A 14,831-nucleotide genomic window follows, 5' to 3' on the forward strand; every position below is an offset into this window, starting at 1 on the left:
AGGGCATACCTCCGCATGACCGATACGGCTCCCCGACGCGCGCTCATCACCGGGATCACCGGCCAGGACGGCAGCTACCTTGCCGAGCTCCTCCTCTCGAAGGGCTACGAGGTGCACGGCCTCATCCGCCGGGCCTCGACTTTCAACACCGTTCGCATCGACCACCTGTTCGAAGACCCGCACAGTCCCGGTCACCGCCTCACCCTGCACTATGGCGACCTCACCGACGGGTCTCGGCTGGTGACGCTGCTGAGTGCGATTCAGCCGCACGAGGTGTACAACCTCGCAGCGCAGTCGCACGTGCGGGTGAGCTTCGACGAGCCGGAGTACACCGCCGACACCACCGGACTCGGCAGCGTCCGTCTGCTCGAAGCCGTCCGCGTCGCCGGCATCGACTGCCGCTTCTATCAGGCGAGCAGCTCCGAGATGTTCGGCGCGACGCCGCCGCCGCAGAACGAGTCCACGCCGTTCTACCCCCGATCGCCCTACGGTGCTGCGAAGGTGTACTCCTACTGGATCACGAAGAACTACCGCGAGGCGTTCGACCTGTTCGCGGTCAACGGCATCCTCTTCAACCACGAGTCGCCGCGTCGGGGTGAGACGTTCGTCACTCGCAAGATCACCCGGGCCGTCGCGCGGATCGCTGCAGGCGAGCAGAGTGAGCTCTTCATGGGGAACCTCGATTCCGTGCGCGACTGGGGCTATGCGCCCGAGTACGTCGAGGCCATGTGGCGGATGCTGCAGCACGACACACCGCAGGACTACGTGGTGGCCACCAACACGGCCTACACCGTGCGCGACTTCCTGCAGTTCTCGTTCTCTCGCGTCGGTCTGGATTGGGAGAAGTACGTCCGATTCGACGAGCGCTACCTGCGTCCGACCGAGGTCGACGCGCTCATCGGCGACTACGGACTGGCCGAAAGGGACCTGGGCTGGCGTCCGGAGGTCACCGCCCCTCGTCTGGCGGAGATCATGGTCGATCACGACCTGGCCGCGCTGGCGAGTGGCCGCGGCCACGCGCTGGACACCGTGGAATGGCGCGCGTGAACGCGGATCCGAACGCGCGCGCGGCGGGTGATGCGCACGCCGCCTACCGGGTGGCGGAGTCCGCCGACGTCGCCGCCGACGCCGTGATCGGCGACGGATCCTCCATCTGGCACCTCGCGCAGCTTCGCGAGGGCGCGCACCTCGGGCGCAACTGCATCATCGGCAGGGGCGCGTACGTCGGCACGGGCGTGCGTATGGGCGACAACTGCAAGGTTCAGAACTACGCGCTGGTCTACGAGCCGGCGACCCTCGGTGACGGCGTGTTCATCGGCCCGGCGGTCGTGCTCACCAACGACACCCACCCTCGCGCGATCGGACCCGACGGAACCCTCAAGGGAGCCGACGACTGGGAGGCCGTGGGTGTGACGATCGAGACGGGTGCCTCCATCGGCGCGCGCGCCGTCTGCGTCGCACCGGTCACGATCGGCCGCTGGGCCACCGTGGCGGCCGGAGCCGTCGTGGTGCGCGACGTCCCGGCGTTCGCACTGGTCGCCGGCGTGCCCGCCCGGCGGATCGGCTGGGTCGGCGAAGCCGGTGTGCCGCTCACCGAGGACGCACCCGGCCGATGGACCTGCCCCCGCACCGGCCGCCACTACACCGAGACCGAGGGCGTGCTCTCATTGGAGGACGAGTGACTGACTTCATCCCCGCAGCAAGACCGATCATCGGCGAGGAGGAGCGCGCAGCCGTCGATCGCGTCCTCCTGAGCGGCATGGTTGCTCAAGGCCCGGAGGTGGCCTCCTTCGAGTCGGAGTTCTCCGCCCACTTCGTCGACGGTCGTCCGACCGTCGCCGTGAACTCGGGCACCGCCGGCCTCCACCTCGGCCTGCTGGCGGCCGGCGTCGGACCCGGCGACGAGGTGATCGTTCCCTCGTTCACTTTCGCTGCGACGGCGAACTCCGTGGCGCTCACGGGAGCCACACCCGTCTTCGCGGACATCGAGCCCGAGACGTTCACGCTCGACCCCGCCGCCGTGGAGGCTGCGATCACATACCGCACCCGGGGCATCCTCCCGGTGCATCTGTATGGCCACCCGGCGCGCATGGACGAGCTCTCGGCTCTTGCGACGCGCCGCGGTGTCGAACTCTACGAGGACGCGGCGCAGGCGCACGGCGCCGCCATCGGGCAGCGTCCGGTCGGAACCTTCGGCGCGATGGCGATGTTCTCGCTCTACCCCACGAAGAACATGACGAGCGGTGAGGGCGGGATGGTCGTCCTGGCCGATGCCGAGACTGCGCGGCGTGTGCGCCTGCTGCGCAATCAGGGCATGGAGCGGCAGTACGAGAACGAGGTGATCGGTTTCAACGCGCGGATGACCGACATCCACGCGGCGATCGGCCGCGTCCAGCTGACCAAGGTCGACGCGTGGACGGCCGCGCGGCGCGCGAACGCCGCCTTCCTCGACGCGCACCTGCGCGGAGTCGTCGTGCCACACGTAGCCGCAGACGCCACTCACGTCTATCACCAGTACACGATCCGGGTACCCGAGGATCGCGACGGCCTGGTGCGCGCGCTCAAGGAGGAGTACAGCGTCGGCAGTGGCGTCTACTACCCCATTCCCAACCATCGGCTGCCGTCGCTGGCGCCCTTCGCCCCGGGCCTCGAACTGCCGGAGACGGAGCGGGCGGCGCACGAGGTGCTCTCGCTGCCGGTTCACCCTTCCCTTACGCAGGATGACCTCGACCGGATCGTCCACGCGGTCAACACACTGGCAGCGGCGGGAAGCTGATGGCCAACCTGCGTGCCGGCCTCATCGGCGTCGGGATGATGGGCCGCCACCACGCCCGCATCCTGCGCGATCTCAACGGGGTCGATCTCGTCGCCGTCGCGGATCCGGGCGGCGACCCGCATCGTGTCGCCGGCGGTCTGCCGATCCTCGCGGACACGGAAGCCCTGATCCGCGAGCGGATCGACATCGCGGTCGTCGCGATCCCGACGCGGTTCCACGCCGCTGCCGCGTTCGCCCTCGCCGACGCGGGTGTGCACGCCCTGGTCGAGAAGCCGATCGCCGACGACAGTGGTCTGGGCCGCGAGATGAGCGCCCGCTTCCGCGCCGCCGGACTGGTGGGGGCGGTAGGACACGTGGAGCGCTTCAACCCGGCCCTGCAGCAGCTGCGCCTCCGCCTGGACGCCGGCGAGATCGGCGCCGTCTATCAGATCGCGACCCGACGGCAGAGTACCTTCCCCGCGCGGATCGGCGACGTCGGCGTCGCGAAGGACCTCGGCACCCACGATGTCGACCTGACCTCGTGGGTCGCGCGATCGGAGTACCGGAGCGTCTCGGCTCACACTGCCTTCAAGAGCGGTCGATCGTTCGAAGACATGATCGCCGTGACGGGTCGGCTCGACAACGGGGTCATCGTCAATCACCTGGTGAACTGGCTGAGTCCGATGAAGGAACGCCTCACCGTGGTCACGGGGGAGCGTGGAACCTACATCGCCGACACGGCCGCGGGTGACCTGACCCTCCACGCCAATGGCACCGCCGCGCTCGAGTGGGAGTCCGCGTCCGTCTTCAGGGGGGTCTCCGAGGGCGACGTGACCCGGTTCGCCTTCCCCAAGAAGGAGCCTCTGCGTGCCGAGCTCGAAGCGTTCGTCGCTGCCGTCCACGGAGCCGACACGGAACTGTCGACGATGGACGAGGCGGTGCATGTGCTGGAGGTAGTTGAAGCGATGCTCGCATCGGCGCGCGAGAACGGTGCACAGGTCCTACTTCATCCCACGACCGGCTGACGCGGGGGCTGCCGCAACGCGGAGCCGCGGCGACCGCGACGCTCACAGTGATCTCGATCACTGGGGCGGCGGCGCCGACGCTGAATTCGAACGCGGGCGAAGCCGAGTGCCCCGCAGACGTGGTTCCAGTAAAACGCGTGCAGGCTCCGATGAAGATGCGTAGCGGATGAACGACAGGGCCGGATCGGTGAGGATCCAGCCGACAATGCAGTCCGTGACGGCGATCACCATCGCCGACTACGGCCATCGGCGGGATCATCAGCACTTGCACCGGCTGGGTCGGAGAGAGAAGGTGCGTTCCCGCCGGAACGACCAGAGCACGCCGACCGGGAAGCTCGTGCCGCCGAACACCGTGGTGTCTCGCGGGATGCCGTTGAGAGCGTCAGACGCGTGCAGCTTGGCGAGATGGGCGAGTCGCCTTGCTCCACGACGTCCGGGATCGGTCACGCATGTCGTTGCGGCGAAGGCGATCGCAATCGAGATCGAGATCGAGATCGAGATCGAGACTGGTCCGTCGCTGTAGTACGAGGCGACTTGGATAGACACGCGAACGCTATGGGTGTCGACGACGCTCGAAAAGCAGGCCATTGCGACGTCTTGTATTCCAGCGGTCATCGCAACGAGGGGGGATTTTGGGAGGTTAGCAGGGCCGCGAAGAGCTCCGCTGGGGTTTGATCGCCGAGGGGCATTCGAGGTCGGCGGTTGAGTTCGTCTTCGACCCGCGCGAGGTCGCGTCGGCTGTGTACGGCAAGGTTGGTCGACTTCGGGAAGTACTGCCGGAGGAGCCCGTTCGTGTTCTCGTTCGACCCTCGCTGCCACGGACTGGCCGAGTCGCAGAAGTAGATCTTCGTCCCTTTCGCCTCGGTGATCTCGAGGTGCCGGGCCATCTCGGTGCCCTGATCCCACGTCACGGTCTGCCGCAGTGATGGAGGCAGCTCGTTGAGGGTGCTGACGAGTGCGCCGAGCAGCTCGGTCGAGTTGTGCGCCGGAAGGTGCAGAAGCTTCACGTACCGGGTCTGCCGTTCGACGAGGGTGCCGATCGCGGAGCGGTTGTGAGGACCAACGATGAGGTCCCCCTCCCAATGCCCGGCGACTGGTCTGTCGGTCGGCTCGAAACCGCGATCGTGGACGGAGAGCATGGGCTGAGCGAATCGCCGCCGTGTGCGGACCTGGCGGCTTTGACCACGACGATGATCGCGTCCGGTTCGCAGCGGTGATGGCGCCGGCTTGCGGATGATGCCGGACGCGGGCCGGTAGACAGCCTGATAGATCGTCTCCGTTGCCACCCTCTGCGTCGGATCGTCCGGATGTGCGCGCCGCAGCGCCCTGGCAATCTGCTGCGGGCTCCACCGCTCCCTCAGCCTGTCGAGCACGAACGAGCGCAGCCCGGGATCGGAACTCAGCTTGAGGGACCGAGTACGGCGTCGTCGGGTTGCGGCAGCGGAGTGCGCGTGGAACGGGCGATACTGCCCGGACGGATGCAAGTTGCGGCGCAGCTCACGACTGATCGTCGACGGCGCCCGCCCCATCGCCTGCCCGATCGCGGTCGGCCCCAAGCCTCGGCTTGCGAGATCGGCTATCTGGACCCGCTCGTCCTCGGACAGGAACCTTGGCGAGATCGTGCGGACGGCGAGCGGCTCGAGCGGTGGCACGAACTTGACGGTGCCATCCTTCTGACGAACCATCGACCCGTTCTTCCAGTTGTTGCCGGACGACCGGCCGATCCCGAGCTCTCTGCACGCGCCACGCACTGACCAGCCCTGCGCAAGCAACTCCAAGAACTGCCGACGCTTGTCCGTCATTGGCCGACGGCCCGGCCCTTTCGGAACACGACGAGTAGACATACGAGAACACCTTTCGAGTGGTCCTCGTTGCGACGGTCACTGGAAACCACCCCGTCGCTATGGCCTCGTTTTCAACCGTCGCCGACAATGGGGTCGTCAACGGGGCGAGAGCCTAGATTTCATCCGAACGGCGCACCTGACCGAACACGACTCCTCCTCGACATGGCTTCCGCCTGAGCGGGCGCGGACACGGCGCCTGTTCCCGATGGGGGTTGTTCTGGTTCAGATGTTCCTATGGAAGCCGCCTAAGATCGTCATCGTGACCACAGCCGCCGTCGGCGCCCCCGGATCGCCGCGGCGCTACCTCCACTCGCTGTGGCTGCTGTCGGCGCGCGATCTCAAGGTGCGCTACGCCACCAGCGCCCTCGGGTATCTGTGGTCGATCCTCGATCCGCTCGTGATGAGCGCGATCTACTGGTTCGTGTTCACGCAGGTGTTCCAGCGCACGGTCGGGCACGAGCCCTACATCGTCTTCCTCATCACCGCGCTGCTGCCGTGGGTGTGGTTCAACTCATCGGTATCGGACTTCACGCGCGCGTTCAACAAGGACGCGCGCCTCGTCAGGTCCACAGCGATCCCGCGCTCCATTTGGGTGAACCGCATCGTGCTCAGCAAGGGCATCGAGTTCCTGTGCTCGCTGCCCGTGCTCGCGCTCTTCATCGTCTTCTCCGCGTTCTCCGAGCACCCCGCTCAGCTCAGCTGGGGCCTGCTCTGGATTCCCGTTGCGATCGCCCTGCAGGCCGTGCTGCTCGTCGGGCTCGGGCTTCTCGTCGCTCCGCTCTGCGTGATGTGGACGGACCTCGAGCGCACCACGAAGCTCATCCTGCGCGCCTTGTTCTACGCGTCACCGGTGATCTACGGCGTCGAGGACCTCCCGGGCGCCTTCGAGACGCTCGCGGCGTTCAATCCGCTGTCGGGTATTCTCGCCCTTTACCGGGTCGGATTCTTCGCCGATGAGTGGGATCCGTGGGTGATCGGCATAGGCGCGGTCATGTCGTTCCTCTTCCTCGCCCTCGGAGTCCTCGTCTTCCGGCGGCTCGAACGCCCCGTGCTCAAGGAGTTGTGATGACGGCATCCGGTCTCGCGATCGAGGTGCAAGGCCTCGGTGTGCGCTTCCGCCGCAACCGGCGGGGGCGGCGGAGCATCAAGGACCTTTTCTCCGACTCGACGCGCCGTTCGAAGCCGGGGGAGTTCTGGGCTCTCCGCGACGTCAGCTTCGACGTGAGGCCAGGTGAATCGATCGGCGTGGTCGGCCGCAACGGCCAGGGCAAGTCCACGCTTCTCAAGCTCGTCGCCGGTGTGCTTCTCGCGGACGAGGGCACTGTCTCGGTCAACGGCGGGGTGGCACCGCTCATCGAGATCACCGGCGGTTTCGTCGGCGACCTCACGGTCCGAGAGAACGTACGACTGACATCAGGGCTGCACGGGATGTCGAAGGCCGAAGTCGCCCGCCGCTTCGATGGCATCATCGACTTCGCCGAGCTCGAGGACTTCGTCGACACACCGTACAAGCACCTCAGCAACGGCATGAAGGTGCGCCTGGCGTTCGCCGTCGTGTCACAGCTCGAGGAGCCCATCCTCCTCGTCGACGAGGTGCTCGCGGTCGGTGACAAGGCGTTCCGTGAGAAGTGCTACAAGCGCATCGACGAGCTCCTCGCCGATGGGCGCACGCTCTTCTTCGTCTCCCATAGCGAGCGCGACCTGCGCCGCTTCTGCACGCGCGGTCTCTACCTCGACAAGCACCGTCTGGCGATGGATGCCCCGATCAACGAGGTGCTCGACCGCTACAACTCCGACTACCCGACGGGCGTCTGAATGCGTTTCGTCTCGCTCGTTCCTCGCTCGCTCAACGACCGGTAGTCGTGGCGGCCTCGAGCGGCGGCATCGGCTGCCAAGAGGCATCCTTCGCGATCTTGCGTCCGTCACGAAGACCGCGGAACAGATTCGACGTGCCGCGGAGCGTGCGCTCCACGAACACCAGACGGATGAGCTCCTTGCCGAACGTCAGGCTGGTGCCGAGGCCGAACAGGAACGGGTTGTAGACGTCGAGCGAGCGATAGTACTTCTTGATGTACGCGCGGTTGCGCATGATGTAGTACCGGTACGCGTTGCTCGACGCGTTCATGTGGCGGATGCCCATGTCCCACTGCTTGATCTCGCGCGTGCGGCGCAGCACGAACTCGTCGACGATCACCGACTGGGTCTTGCGAGACGCCAGCCAGCCGTACATCTGGTCGTCCCAGTAGATGAAGAACCGCGGGTCGGGCAGGCCGATCTGTTGCACGATGTCGCGGTGGATGAACATTCCCTCGAAACACCCGGAGTTCATGGGCTTGTAACCAGACTCGTCGAACTCGGCGGGAGCGAAGGGGATCGGGATGCCGAGGGGCTCTGCGACGCGGTACTGCCAGTAGAACGCGCTGCCGTCGTAGTCGTAGCGGCGGCCCTGGATGCTCTTGAAGCGGGGAGCCCACTTGCCCATCTTGGCGAGGCCGTCGGGAAGGACCTCGACGTCGTCGTCCATCAGCCAGATCCACTCGGAGCCCAGCTCGTACGCGACGCGCATGCCCTCGCTGAAGCCACCCGATCCACCGGTGTTGGTGTCCAGGCGCCGGTACACGAGCGTCGAGGGCTCGAGACTCTCCCGGAACGACTCCACCACGTCGGTCGTGTCGTCGGTCGACGCGTTGTCGATGACGACGATATGTCCGGGCTTCGGGTCCATCGTGGTGAGGCTCGTCAGCAGACGCGACAGGAGGCCAGACCGGTTGTAGGTCACGACGGCGATGGTCGCGGAGGCGGGGTCGAACTGCGCGGCGGACGGAACGTGGGTCACGGGGAGGATCTCCGAAAAAAGGGTGGCTGGCGCCGGGACGTCGGGCCGGAGAGAAGCCTACCCTGCCACCTCTAGCGCTCCCTAGACGTGTGCGAAACAGGGCCGCAACCGATCTATGGAACGATGGCCGGGTGAAGGGAATCATTCTGGCTGGGGGCTCCGGCACGCGACTGCACCCGATCACCCTTGGGGTGTCGAAGCAGCTGATCCCGGTCTACGACAAGCCGATGGTCTACTACCCGTTGTCGACGCTCATGCTGGCGGGCATCCGCGACATCCTCATTATCACGACGCCCCACGACGCCGCGCATTTCGCCCGACTGCTCGGTGACGGGTCCCAATTCGGGATCTCGCTCACCTTCGCGCAGCAACTCTCCCCGGATGGTCTCGCACAGGCATTTACGATCGGCGCAGAGTTCATCGGCAACGAGAAAGTCGCACTCGTCCTCGGCGACAATCTCCTCTACGGGCCCGGACTCGGCACGCAACTGGCCCGGTTCGCAGATGTCGAGGGCGGCGCCGTGTTCGCGTACTGGGTGGCCGATCCCGGGGCGTACGGCGTCGTCGAGTTCGACAGCGACGGTCGAGCCGTATCGCTGGAGGAGAAGCCCTCTGCGCCCAAGAGCAATTATGCGGTCCCTGGTCTCTACTTCTACGACAACGATGTCATCGACGTAGCCCGCACGCTCCGCCCGAGCGCTCGCGGCGAGTACGAGATCACTGATGTCAATCGTTCCTACCTTGAACGCGGCGCCCTCGCGGTCGAGGTGCTGCCGCGTGGCACCGCGTGGCTCGATACGGGTACCTTCGATCAGATGACCGACGCCGCGGACTACGTCCGCACCATGGAGCGACGGACCGGGATGAAGATCGGCGTGCCGGAGGAAGTCGCATGGCGTCAAGGGTTCCTCTCGGACGATGAGCTCCGTGTGCGAGCCGAGGCGCTGGTGAAATCCGGCTACGGCGCATATCTCATCGAACTGTTGGAGAGAGGACGTTGATGCGCCGACTACTCGTCACTGGGGGTGCCGGTTTCATCGGCTCCAACTTCGTCCATCATGTCCTCACGAACACGGACGATCACATCACCGTCCTGGACAAGCTGACATACGCCGGCAACCTGGCGTCCCTCGAGGGGCTGCCTGCCGATCGGCTCGACTTTGTCCACGGCGACATCGCCGATGCGGCCCTCGTTGATGATCTGTTCTCGCGCGTTGACGCGGTCGTGCACTATGCCGCCGAGTCGCACAACGACAACTCATTGCACGATCCCCGACCTTTCGTCGACACGAACATTGTCGGCACCTACACTTTGCTCGAGGCGGCGAGGAAGCACGATCGCCGCTTGCACCACATCTCGACCGACGAAGTGTACGGCGATCTCGAACTGGATGACCCGGCGCGATTCACGGAGCAGACTCCCTACAACCCGTCTTCGCCATACTCTTCAACCAAGGCGGGCTCCGATCTCCTGGTGCGGGCATGGGTGCGTTCGTTCGGTCTCCGGGCCACGATCTCCAACTGCTCGAATAACTACGGCCCCTACCAGCACGTCGAGAAGTTCATCCCACGGCAGATCACGAGCGTGATCCGCGGCATCCGTCCGAAGCTCTACGGCGCGGGTGAGAACGTGCGCGACTGGATCCATGCCGACGATCACTCGTCGGCGGTTCTCACCATCCTCGACCGCGGCGTAGTCGGCGAGACGTATCTCATCGGTGCCGACGGCGAGCGGAGCAATAAGGACGTCGTCGAGGTCATCCTCGGCCTCATGGGCCGGCCGACCGACGATTACGAACACGTCACCGACCGAGCTGGACATGACCTGCGTTACGCGATCGACTCGACCAAGCTGCGCACGGAGCTCGGCTGGGCACCCTCGTATGGGAACTTTGAGCAAGGGCTCGCGGCGACGATCGCGTGGTATCGCGACCACGAGGCATGGTGGGCCGCGTCCAAGGATGGTGTCGAGGCCTTCTACGCATCGAAGGGCCAGTGATGATCGCATTCGGCGGGCCACTGACGCCCGTGTCGACCACCATTCCCGGCCTCGTCGTCTTCGATCTTCCCGTCCACGGCGACTCGCGCGGCTGGTTCAAGGAGAACTGGCAGCGCGAGAAGATGACAGCGCTTGGGTTGCCGGACTTCGGTCCTGTGCAGAACAACATCTCGTTCAATGACGCGGTCGGCACAACGCGTGGGATCCATGCCGAGCCCTGGGACAAGTGGGTGTCGGTCGCCACAGGGAGGATCTTCGGCGCCTGGGTCGACCTGCGGGAAGGTCCCACATTCGGCATGGTCTATACCGCTGAGCTCGACCCTTCGCGTGCGATCTTCGTCCCCCGTGGCGTGGGCAATTCGTATCAGACGCTCGAGCCCGACACCGCGTACACGTACCTCGTGAACGACCACTGGTCGCCCGAGGCCCGATACTCCTTCCTCAACCTCGCGGACGAGACCGTTGCCATCGGCTGGCCGATCCCGCTCGAGGAGGCGGAGGTCTCCGCGAAGGACTTGGAGCACCCGAGAATGGCCGATGTCACTCCCGTCCGGCCGCGAGGAGTGCTCGTCGTTGGAGCGGACGGCCAACTCGGTCGGGCTCTGCGGGTGGCCTTCGCCGGTGTGAATCATGTCGAGTTCGCGACCCGGAGCGACCTCGATGTCACCGCGCCGGAGCTAGTCGGTGCACGCCGATGGCGCGACTACGGCGCGATCATCAACGCGGCCGCATACACAGCCGTAGATCGCGCAGAGACCGAGGAGGGCCGCCGCGACGCCTGGTCCGCGAACGTCACGGGCGTGGCGAATCTGGCGCGCGTCGCCGCAGCCAACGGCATCACTCTTGTACACGTGTCGAGCGACTATGTTTTCGACGGCACACTCGACCGCCCTTACCGCGAAGACGACCCGGTCTGCCCACTCGGCGTCTACGGTCAGACCAAGGCGGCCGGCGACTCAATCGTGAGTGCGCTCGCGCGCCACTACGTCGTCCGGACGTCCTGGGTGATCGGCGACGGCGACAACTTCGTTCGCACGATGGCTTCACTCGCCGAGCGCGGCGTCGATCCGCGTGTCGTCGATGACCAGATCGGACGGCTCACCCCCGCGGTCGAACTTGCAAGAGGCATCCGCCATCTCCTGGACACAGGGGCCTCGTTCGGCACCTACAACCTCAGCGGGAGCGGCGAGCCCATGAGCTGGGCTGAAGTCGCCAGGCGCGTGTTCGCTGCGGGCGGTTATGACCCGGCGCGGGTGAGCGGCGTCTCCAGCGAGGAGTACTTCGCAGGCTCGTCTGTGCCCGTCGCGCCGCGGCCGCGTTACAGCGTGCTGGATCTGAGCAAGATCGGAGCGACCGGGTTCCTTGCCGCCGAAGCCCTGGCGGATCTGGGGCGATCTGCTGGCTGACCGCTGGCTCCCTTATACCGACGATCGACCGGCTTCGCGAATCAAGCGGTTTCTCCCTGGGCGTGCGGCAGCCCTGACCCCTCCGCAGAACCCCCATCCCCAGCATCCGTCCCGCGGTCCAGAGTCTCGCGCCACGAACGCGACTGGCCCGCGCGCACCGCGCACAGCACGAGCATCAGCCACCCGAGCCCTGTGAGCGTGAAGCTCTCGAACATCGAGTCCACGAGGAGCGCCACGAGCATCAACGGCGTCCACGCGTAGACGACCGACCGCCGCTCGCCCGCGACCAGCCACGACCGCCCCAGAGCCAGCGCCCCCAGCGCGAGGAACAGCACCAACCCGACCCAGCCGAGCTGCAGCGCCACATCGAAGTACGCGTTCAACCCGGTGGCGTGATCCTTGTCGAGCCAGAAGTTGATGGCGTTGAAGGGGTACTCGCCCCGGTCCCAGGCGCCGAACCAGCCGAAGCCCTGCACGGGCTTCTGACGGAGGATGTCGACCATGAAGTTCCACAGCTCGACGCGCATCGAGAAGTCGGTGCCGGCGCCGAGCAGCGCGATGATCTGGTGCCGTGCCGTGTAGCCCACGACCACTCCGACCACGACCAGGGCGCCGAGAGCGAGCTGCAGGCCGGCGCGGCGCTCGGGGCGGGTGTGGCGCACGAGGGCGAGGGCGCCGACGGCCAGTCCGACGCCCAGGGCGAGCACGACGACGGTGGGGGAGTCGCTCAGAGCGGCAAGGCCTCCCGCCAGGACCACCGACGCCACCGAGACGCCGGGAGGCACCGACTGCGTGCGGTACTCGATGAGGAAGGTGATGAGCGCCATGATGGCGACGAACCCGAGCAGGTTGCGCGTGCCGAAGATCCCCTGCACCGGTCCGAGCTCGGCGATCCTGCCCTGGATGCCGAGGAACGTGAACGGGACATCGAGCAGGATGCCCGAGAGCACCTCGAGCGCGAGCGAGACGCCGAGGAGCACGCGCAGCACATCACCGAGAGCGCGCACGGTCTGCAGCGTGTCACGGACGTGGCCGATGACGACCGCGAGGAACGCGAGCGCCGCCATCGACACCCAGTTCCAGAACGAGGTGGTGGTATCGCTCGACCAGAAGATGCTGGCGAACGCCCAGGCGATGAACATCAGGACCGTCGTCGGCACGAGCCGCAGCAGCGAGAGCTCGCGGCGGCGCGAGATCATCACGGCGAGACCGAAGACGCAGAGCCCGGTGACGATGGTGACGTAGGTGACGCGGCCCGCGATCCGCTCGATCGCGTAGGCCGAGAAGACGGTGGCGAAGACGACGAGGGTGAATGCGCGGGCGAAGGATGCCGAGGCCAGCAGTGTGCCCAGCCACCCGGGCGCTGCGGCATGCGGCGAGTCGGTCACGCGCCGCGCCCTGAAGCCCGGGGCCGGCGGTCCGCCGTGGCCGCGGCAGTCCCCGGCTCGCGTCCGCCGGGTTCGTCACGCGCGACGGCCTCGCCACGCTCGATCGCGACCGTCTCCTCAGCGGGCCCCACCCCGACATGGGGCGACTGCTTGATCTTCGAGCCGAGCATCGCGAGGAAGAGCCAGCCCCACAGCAGCAGCGGGCTCGACTCGGCCATTCCCTGGACGAGGAGGATGGCGCCCACCAGCGTGGGCAGCAGCGTCAGGGGCGAGTAGGGGCGATCGGCGCGGAGGTCCCACCGCGGCCTGTCGATCGCGAAGAACCATGCGCGCCAGACGAACGCGAAGTAGAGGAGCGCGAGCAGCACGACACCGATGATGCCGAGCTGCATCGAGACATCGACCCACATGTTGTGGGCCTGCATGACGAGCTGCCCGTGGTCGATGATGCGGATGTCGAACGCCGGGTCGGCCGTGACCCAGGGAGTCGCGAAGCCCCACCCGGTCCACGGGCGTTCGCCGGTGCGCGCCAGCACCTCCTCCCAGATGCCCTCGCGGCCCGTGAGGTCGGCGCTGCGGCCCAGGGACGAGAAGATCACGTCGCGCGCGAGCCACAGGGCCAGCAGGCCACCGAGGCCCACGACGACGTAGGCGACGTAGTACTTGGTGCGCTCGCCGGGTCTCGTCGCCGTCCTCATCAGCAGCACCGTGACCAGCACGACGACCACCGCGGCAGCGGTGAGGTATGCGGTGGCCGACCCGGCGCGCACGAACAGGAAGGCCGACAGCCCGATCCAGATCCACAGGAAGGTGCGTCGCGGGGCGCCGGAGGCGAGACGGATGCCGAACACGATGATCGCCAGCAGAGCCACCGGGGCGAGCAGATTGGCGTTGCCCATGATGCCCTGGATGCGCTTGTCCCACTCGAACAGGTTGCCGCGCGACCAGTACTCGATCGGATCGTCGGCCTTTTCGATGATCCAGCCGGGCATGATCGGCCCGCGGATGAACACCCAGACCCACAGCTCGAACACGAAGGAGAGCGCCATCACCCATTTGAGTGCAGAGGCGGCGGCGCGCACGAGCTCGCGCCAGGTCAGCACGCTGCCGATGAAGAGCGCCTGCAGCGTGGTGATCCACAGGAGGAGCAGGGTGAGCGCGGTCGTTCCGGGCCAGGCCGACCACGTCAGCGACAGGGTCGCCCACGCGACGTAGGCGACGACGAACCAGGGGAGTCGCCGCCACTGCACGGGCGGCCGCAGCACGATCCACAGCACGACGGAGAGAACGCCGCCGGCGATCGTGATGACCGTCGCCGCCGTCTGACCGAACGCGTTCACCCACGCCGTGCCCGACAGTGACATGAACAGCACGAAGATGCACCAGCCGCGCAGCATGAGGTGGCCGGTCTTCTCGCGGACCGGCGGTTCCGGCGGCGCCGACGCCGGATGCTTCGAATGGACGGCCATCGCTCTCAGGGTACCCCGGGCGTTTCGACTCGCTTCGCTCGCTCAACGAGCGGGGGCGGGTGCGAACCTGGTCGGATCCGACCTCGCTCGCTCAACGAGCGGGGGAGGG

14 protein-coding genes are annotated in these 14,831 nt (G+C 66.7%); 10 read left to right on the top strand and 4 right to left on the bottom strand.

Annotated elements, in window-relative coordinates; all coding sequences use genetic code 11:
* The first annotated feature begins 15 nt into the window (after nucleotides 1-15).
* The 5 genes from gmd to AC3A46_RS08220 all read left to right on the top strand — a co-directional run bounded on the left by gmd (nucleotide 16) and on the right by AC3A46_RS08220 (nucleotide 4,303).
* Nucleotides 16-1,047: a GDP-mannose 4,6-dehydratase gene (gene gmd / locus AC3A46_RS08200; RefSeq protein WP_045301047.1), complete on the top strand. Its 1,032-nt coding sequence runs from the start codon at nucleotides 16-18 to the stop codon at nucleotides 1,045-1,047.
* Nucleotides 1,044-1,682: an acyltransferase gene (locus AC3A46_RS08205; protein ID WP_487664708.1), complete on the top strand. Its 639-nt coding sequence runs from the start codon at nucleotides 1,044-1,046 to the stop codon at nucleotides 1,680-1,682. The genes gmd and AC3A46_RS08205 overlap by 4 nt, the downstream gene beginning before the upstream one ends.
* Entirely contained in the window at nucleotides 1,679-2,776 is a 1,098-nt protein-coding gene (locus tag AC3A46_RS08210; protein ID WP_487664709.1) for a DegT/DnrJ/EryC1/StrS family aminotransferase, read from the top strand. The genes AC3A46_RS08205 and AC3A46_RS08210 overlap by 4 nt, the downstream gene beginning before the upstream one ends.
* The gene (locus tag AC3A46_RS08215; RefSeq protein WP_487664710.1) at nucleotides 2,776-3,780 is read left to right on the top strand and encodes a Gfo/Idh/MocA family oxidoreductase; all 1,005 of its coding nucleotides are present in this window, start codon (nucleotides 2,776-2,778) and stop codon (nucleotides 3,778-3,780) included. Before AC3A46_RS08210 ends, AC3A46_RS08215 begins: the two co-directional genes overlap by 1 nt.
* Before the next feature lie 214 nt (nucleotides 3,781-3,994).
* On the top strand, nucleotides 3,995-4,303 hold the full coding sequence (locus tag AC3A46_RS08220; RefSeq protein WP_487664711.1) for a hypothetical protein: 309 nt from the start codon (nucleotides 3,995-3,997) through the stop codon (nucleotides 4,301-4,303).
* A gap of 88 nt (nucleotides 4,304-4,391) precedes the next feature.
* On the opposite strand, the gene AC3A46_RS08225 is transcribed toward AC3A46_RS08220, so the two are convergent.
* Nucleotides 4,392-5,624, bottom strand: coding sequence for an IS30 family transposase (locus AC3A46_RS08225; RefSeq protein WP_487664712.1), 1,233 nt, complete (start codon nucleotides 5,622-5,624; stop codon nucleotides 4,392-4,394).
* 259 nt (nucleotides 5,625-5,883) lie between these two features.
* On the opposite strand from AC3A46_RS08225, the gene AC3A46_RS08230 reads away from it, so the two are divergent.
* Together AC3A46_RS08230 and AC3A46_RS08235 are read left to right on the top strand one after the other, a co-directional pair.
* The gene (locus tag AC3A46_RS08230; RefSeq protein WP_487664713.1) at nucleotides 5,884-6,690 is read left to right on the top strand and encodes an ABC transporter permease; all 807 of its coding nucleotides are present in this window, start codon (nucleotides 5,884-5,886) and stop codon (nucleotides 6,688-6,690) included.
* On the top strand, nucleotides 6,690-7,439 hold the full coding sequence (locus AC3A46_RS08235; RefSeq protein WP_487664714.1) for an ABC transporter ATP-binding protein: 750 nt from the start codon (nucleotides 6,690-6,692) through the stop codon (nucleotides 7,437-7,439). The genes AC3A46_RS08230 and AC3A46_RS08235 overlap by 1 nt, the downstream gene beginning before the upstream one ends.
* A 31-nt stretch (nucleotides 7,440-7,470) precedes the next feature.
* Here the strand turns inward: AC3A46_RS08235 and AC3A46_RS08240 are convergent, their stop codons facing one another.
* Nucleotides 7,471-8,460: a glycosyltransferase gene (locus AC3A46_RS08240; RefSeq protein ID WP_487664715.1), complete on the bottom strand. Its 990-nt coding sequence runs from the start codon at nucleotides 8,458-8,460 to the stop codon at nucleotides 7,471-7,473.
* 131 nt (nucleotides 8,461-8,591) lie between these two features.
* On the opposite strand from AC3A46_RS08240, the gene rfbA reads away from it, so the two are divergent.
* Genes rfbA through AC3A46_RS08255 form a run of 3 tightly spaced genes read left to right on the top strand, consistent with a single transcriptional unit; the run spans nucleotide 8,592 to nucleotide 11,865 of the window.
* Nucleotides 8,592-9,461, top strand: coding sequence for a glucose-1-phosphate thymidylyltransferase RfbA (rfbA, locus tag AC3A46_RS08245; RefSeq protein ID WP_487664716.1), 870 nt, complete (start codon nucleotides 8,592-8,594; stop codon nucleotides 9,459-9,461).
* Nucleotides 9,461-10,459, top strand: coding sequence for a dTDP-glucose 4,6-dehydratase (gene rfbB, locus AC3A46_RS08250; RefSeq protein ID WP_487664717.1), 999 nt, complete (start codon nucleotides 9,461-9,463; stop codon nucleotides 10,457-10,459). Before rfbA ends, rfbB begins: the two co-directional genes overlap by 1 nt.
* Nucleotides 10,459-11,865, top strand: coding sequence for a sugar nucleotide-binding protein (locus tag AC3A46_RS08255; protein ID WP_487664718.1), 1,407 nt, complete (start codon nucleotides 10,459-10,461; stop codon nucleotides 11,863-11,865). Before rfbB ends, AC3A46_RS08255 begins: the two co-directional genes overlap by 1 nt.
* 41 nt (nucleotides 11,866-11,906) lie before the next feature.
* On the opposite strand, the gene AC3A46_RS08260 is transcribed toward AC3A46_RS08255, so the two are convergent.
* Both AC3A46_RS08260 and AC3A46_RS08265 read right to left on the bottom strand, forming a co-directional pair.
* Nucleotides 11,907-13,253, bottom strand: a complete 1,347-nt coding sequence (locus tag AC3A46_RS08260; RefSeq protein ID WP_487664719.1) for an O-antigen ligase family protein — start codon at nucleotides 13,251-13,253, stop codon at nucleotides 11,907-11,909.
* On the bottom strand, nucleotides 13,250-14,722 hold the full coding sequence (locus AC3A46_RS08265; RefSeq protein ID WP_487664720.1) for an O-antigen ligase family protein: 1,473 nt from the start codon (nucleotides 14,720-14,722) through the stop codon (nucleotides 13,250-13,252). Before AC3A46_RS08265 ends, AC3A46_RS08260 begins: the two co-directional genes overlap by 4 nt.
* Between the last annotated feature and the right edge of the window lie 109 nt (nucleotides 14,723-14,831).

The organism is Microbacterium sp. Soil_C_42 (genome assembly GCF_057656735.1).

Coding starts and splice junctions, on each gene's coding strand:
- gmd (WP_045301047.1), top strand. CDS start 16: ATGACCGATACGGCTCCCCGACGCGCGCTCATCACCGGGATCACCGGC.
- AC3A46_RS08215 (WP_487664710.1), top strand. CDS start 2,776: ATGGCCAACCTGCGTGCCGGCCTCATCGGCGTCGGGATGATGGGCCGC.
- AC3A46_RS08225 (WP_487664712.1), bottom strand. CDS start 5,624: ATGTCTACTCGTCGTGTTCCGAAAGGGCCGGGCCGTCGGCCAATGACG.
- AC3A46_RS08235 (WP_487664714.1), top strand. CDS start 6,690: ATGACGGCATCCGGTCTCGCGATCGAGGTGCAAGGCCTCGGTGTGCGC.
- rfbB (WP_487664717.1), top strand. CDS start 9,461: ATGCGCCGACTACTCGTCACTGGGGGTGCCGGTTTCATCGGCTCCAAC.
- AC3A46_RS08255 (WP_487664718.1), top strand. CDS start 10,459: ATGATCGCATTCGGCGGGCCACTGACGCCCGTGTCGACCACCATTCCC.
- AC3A46_RS08265 (WP_487664720.1), bottom strand. CDS start 14,722: ATGGCCGTCCATTCGAAGCATCCGGCGTCGGCGCCGCCGGAACCGCCG.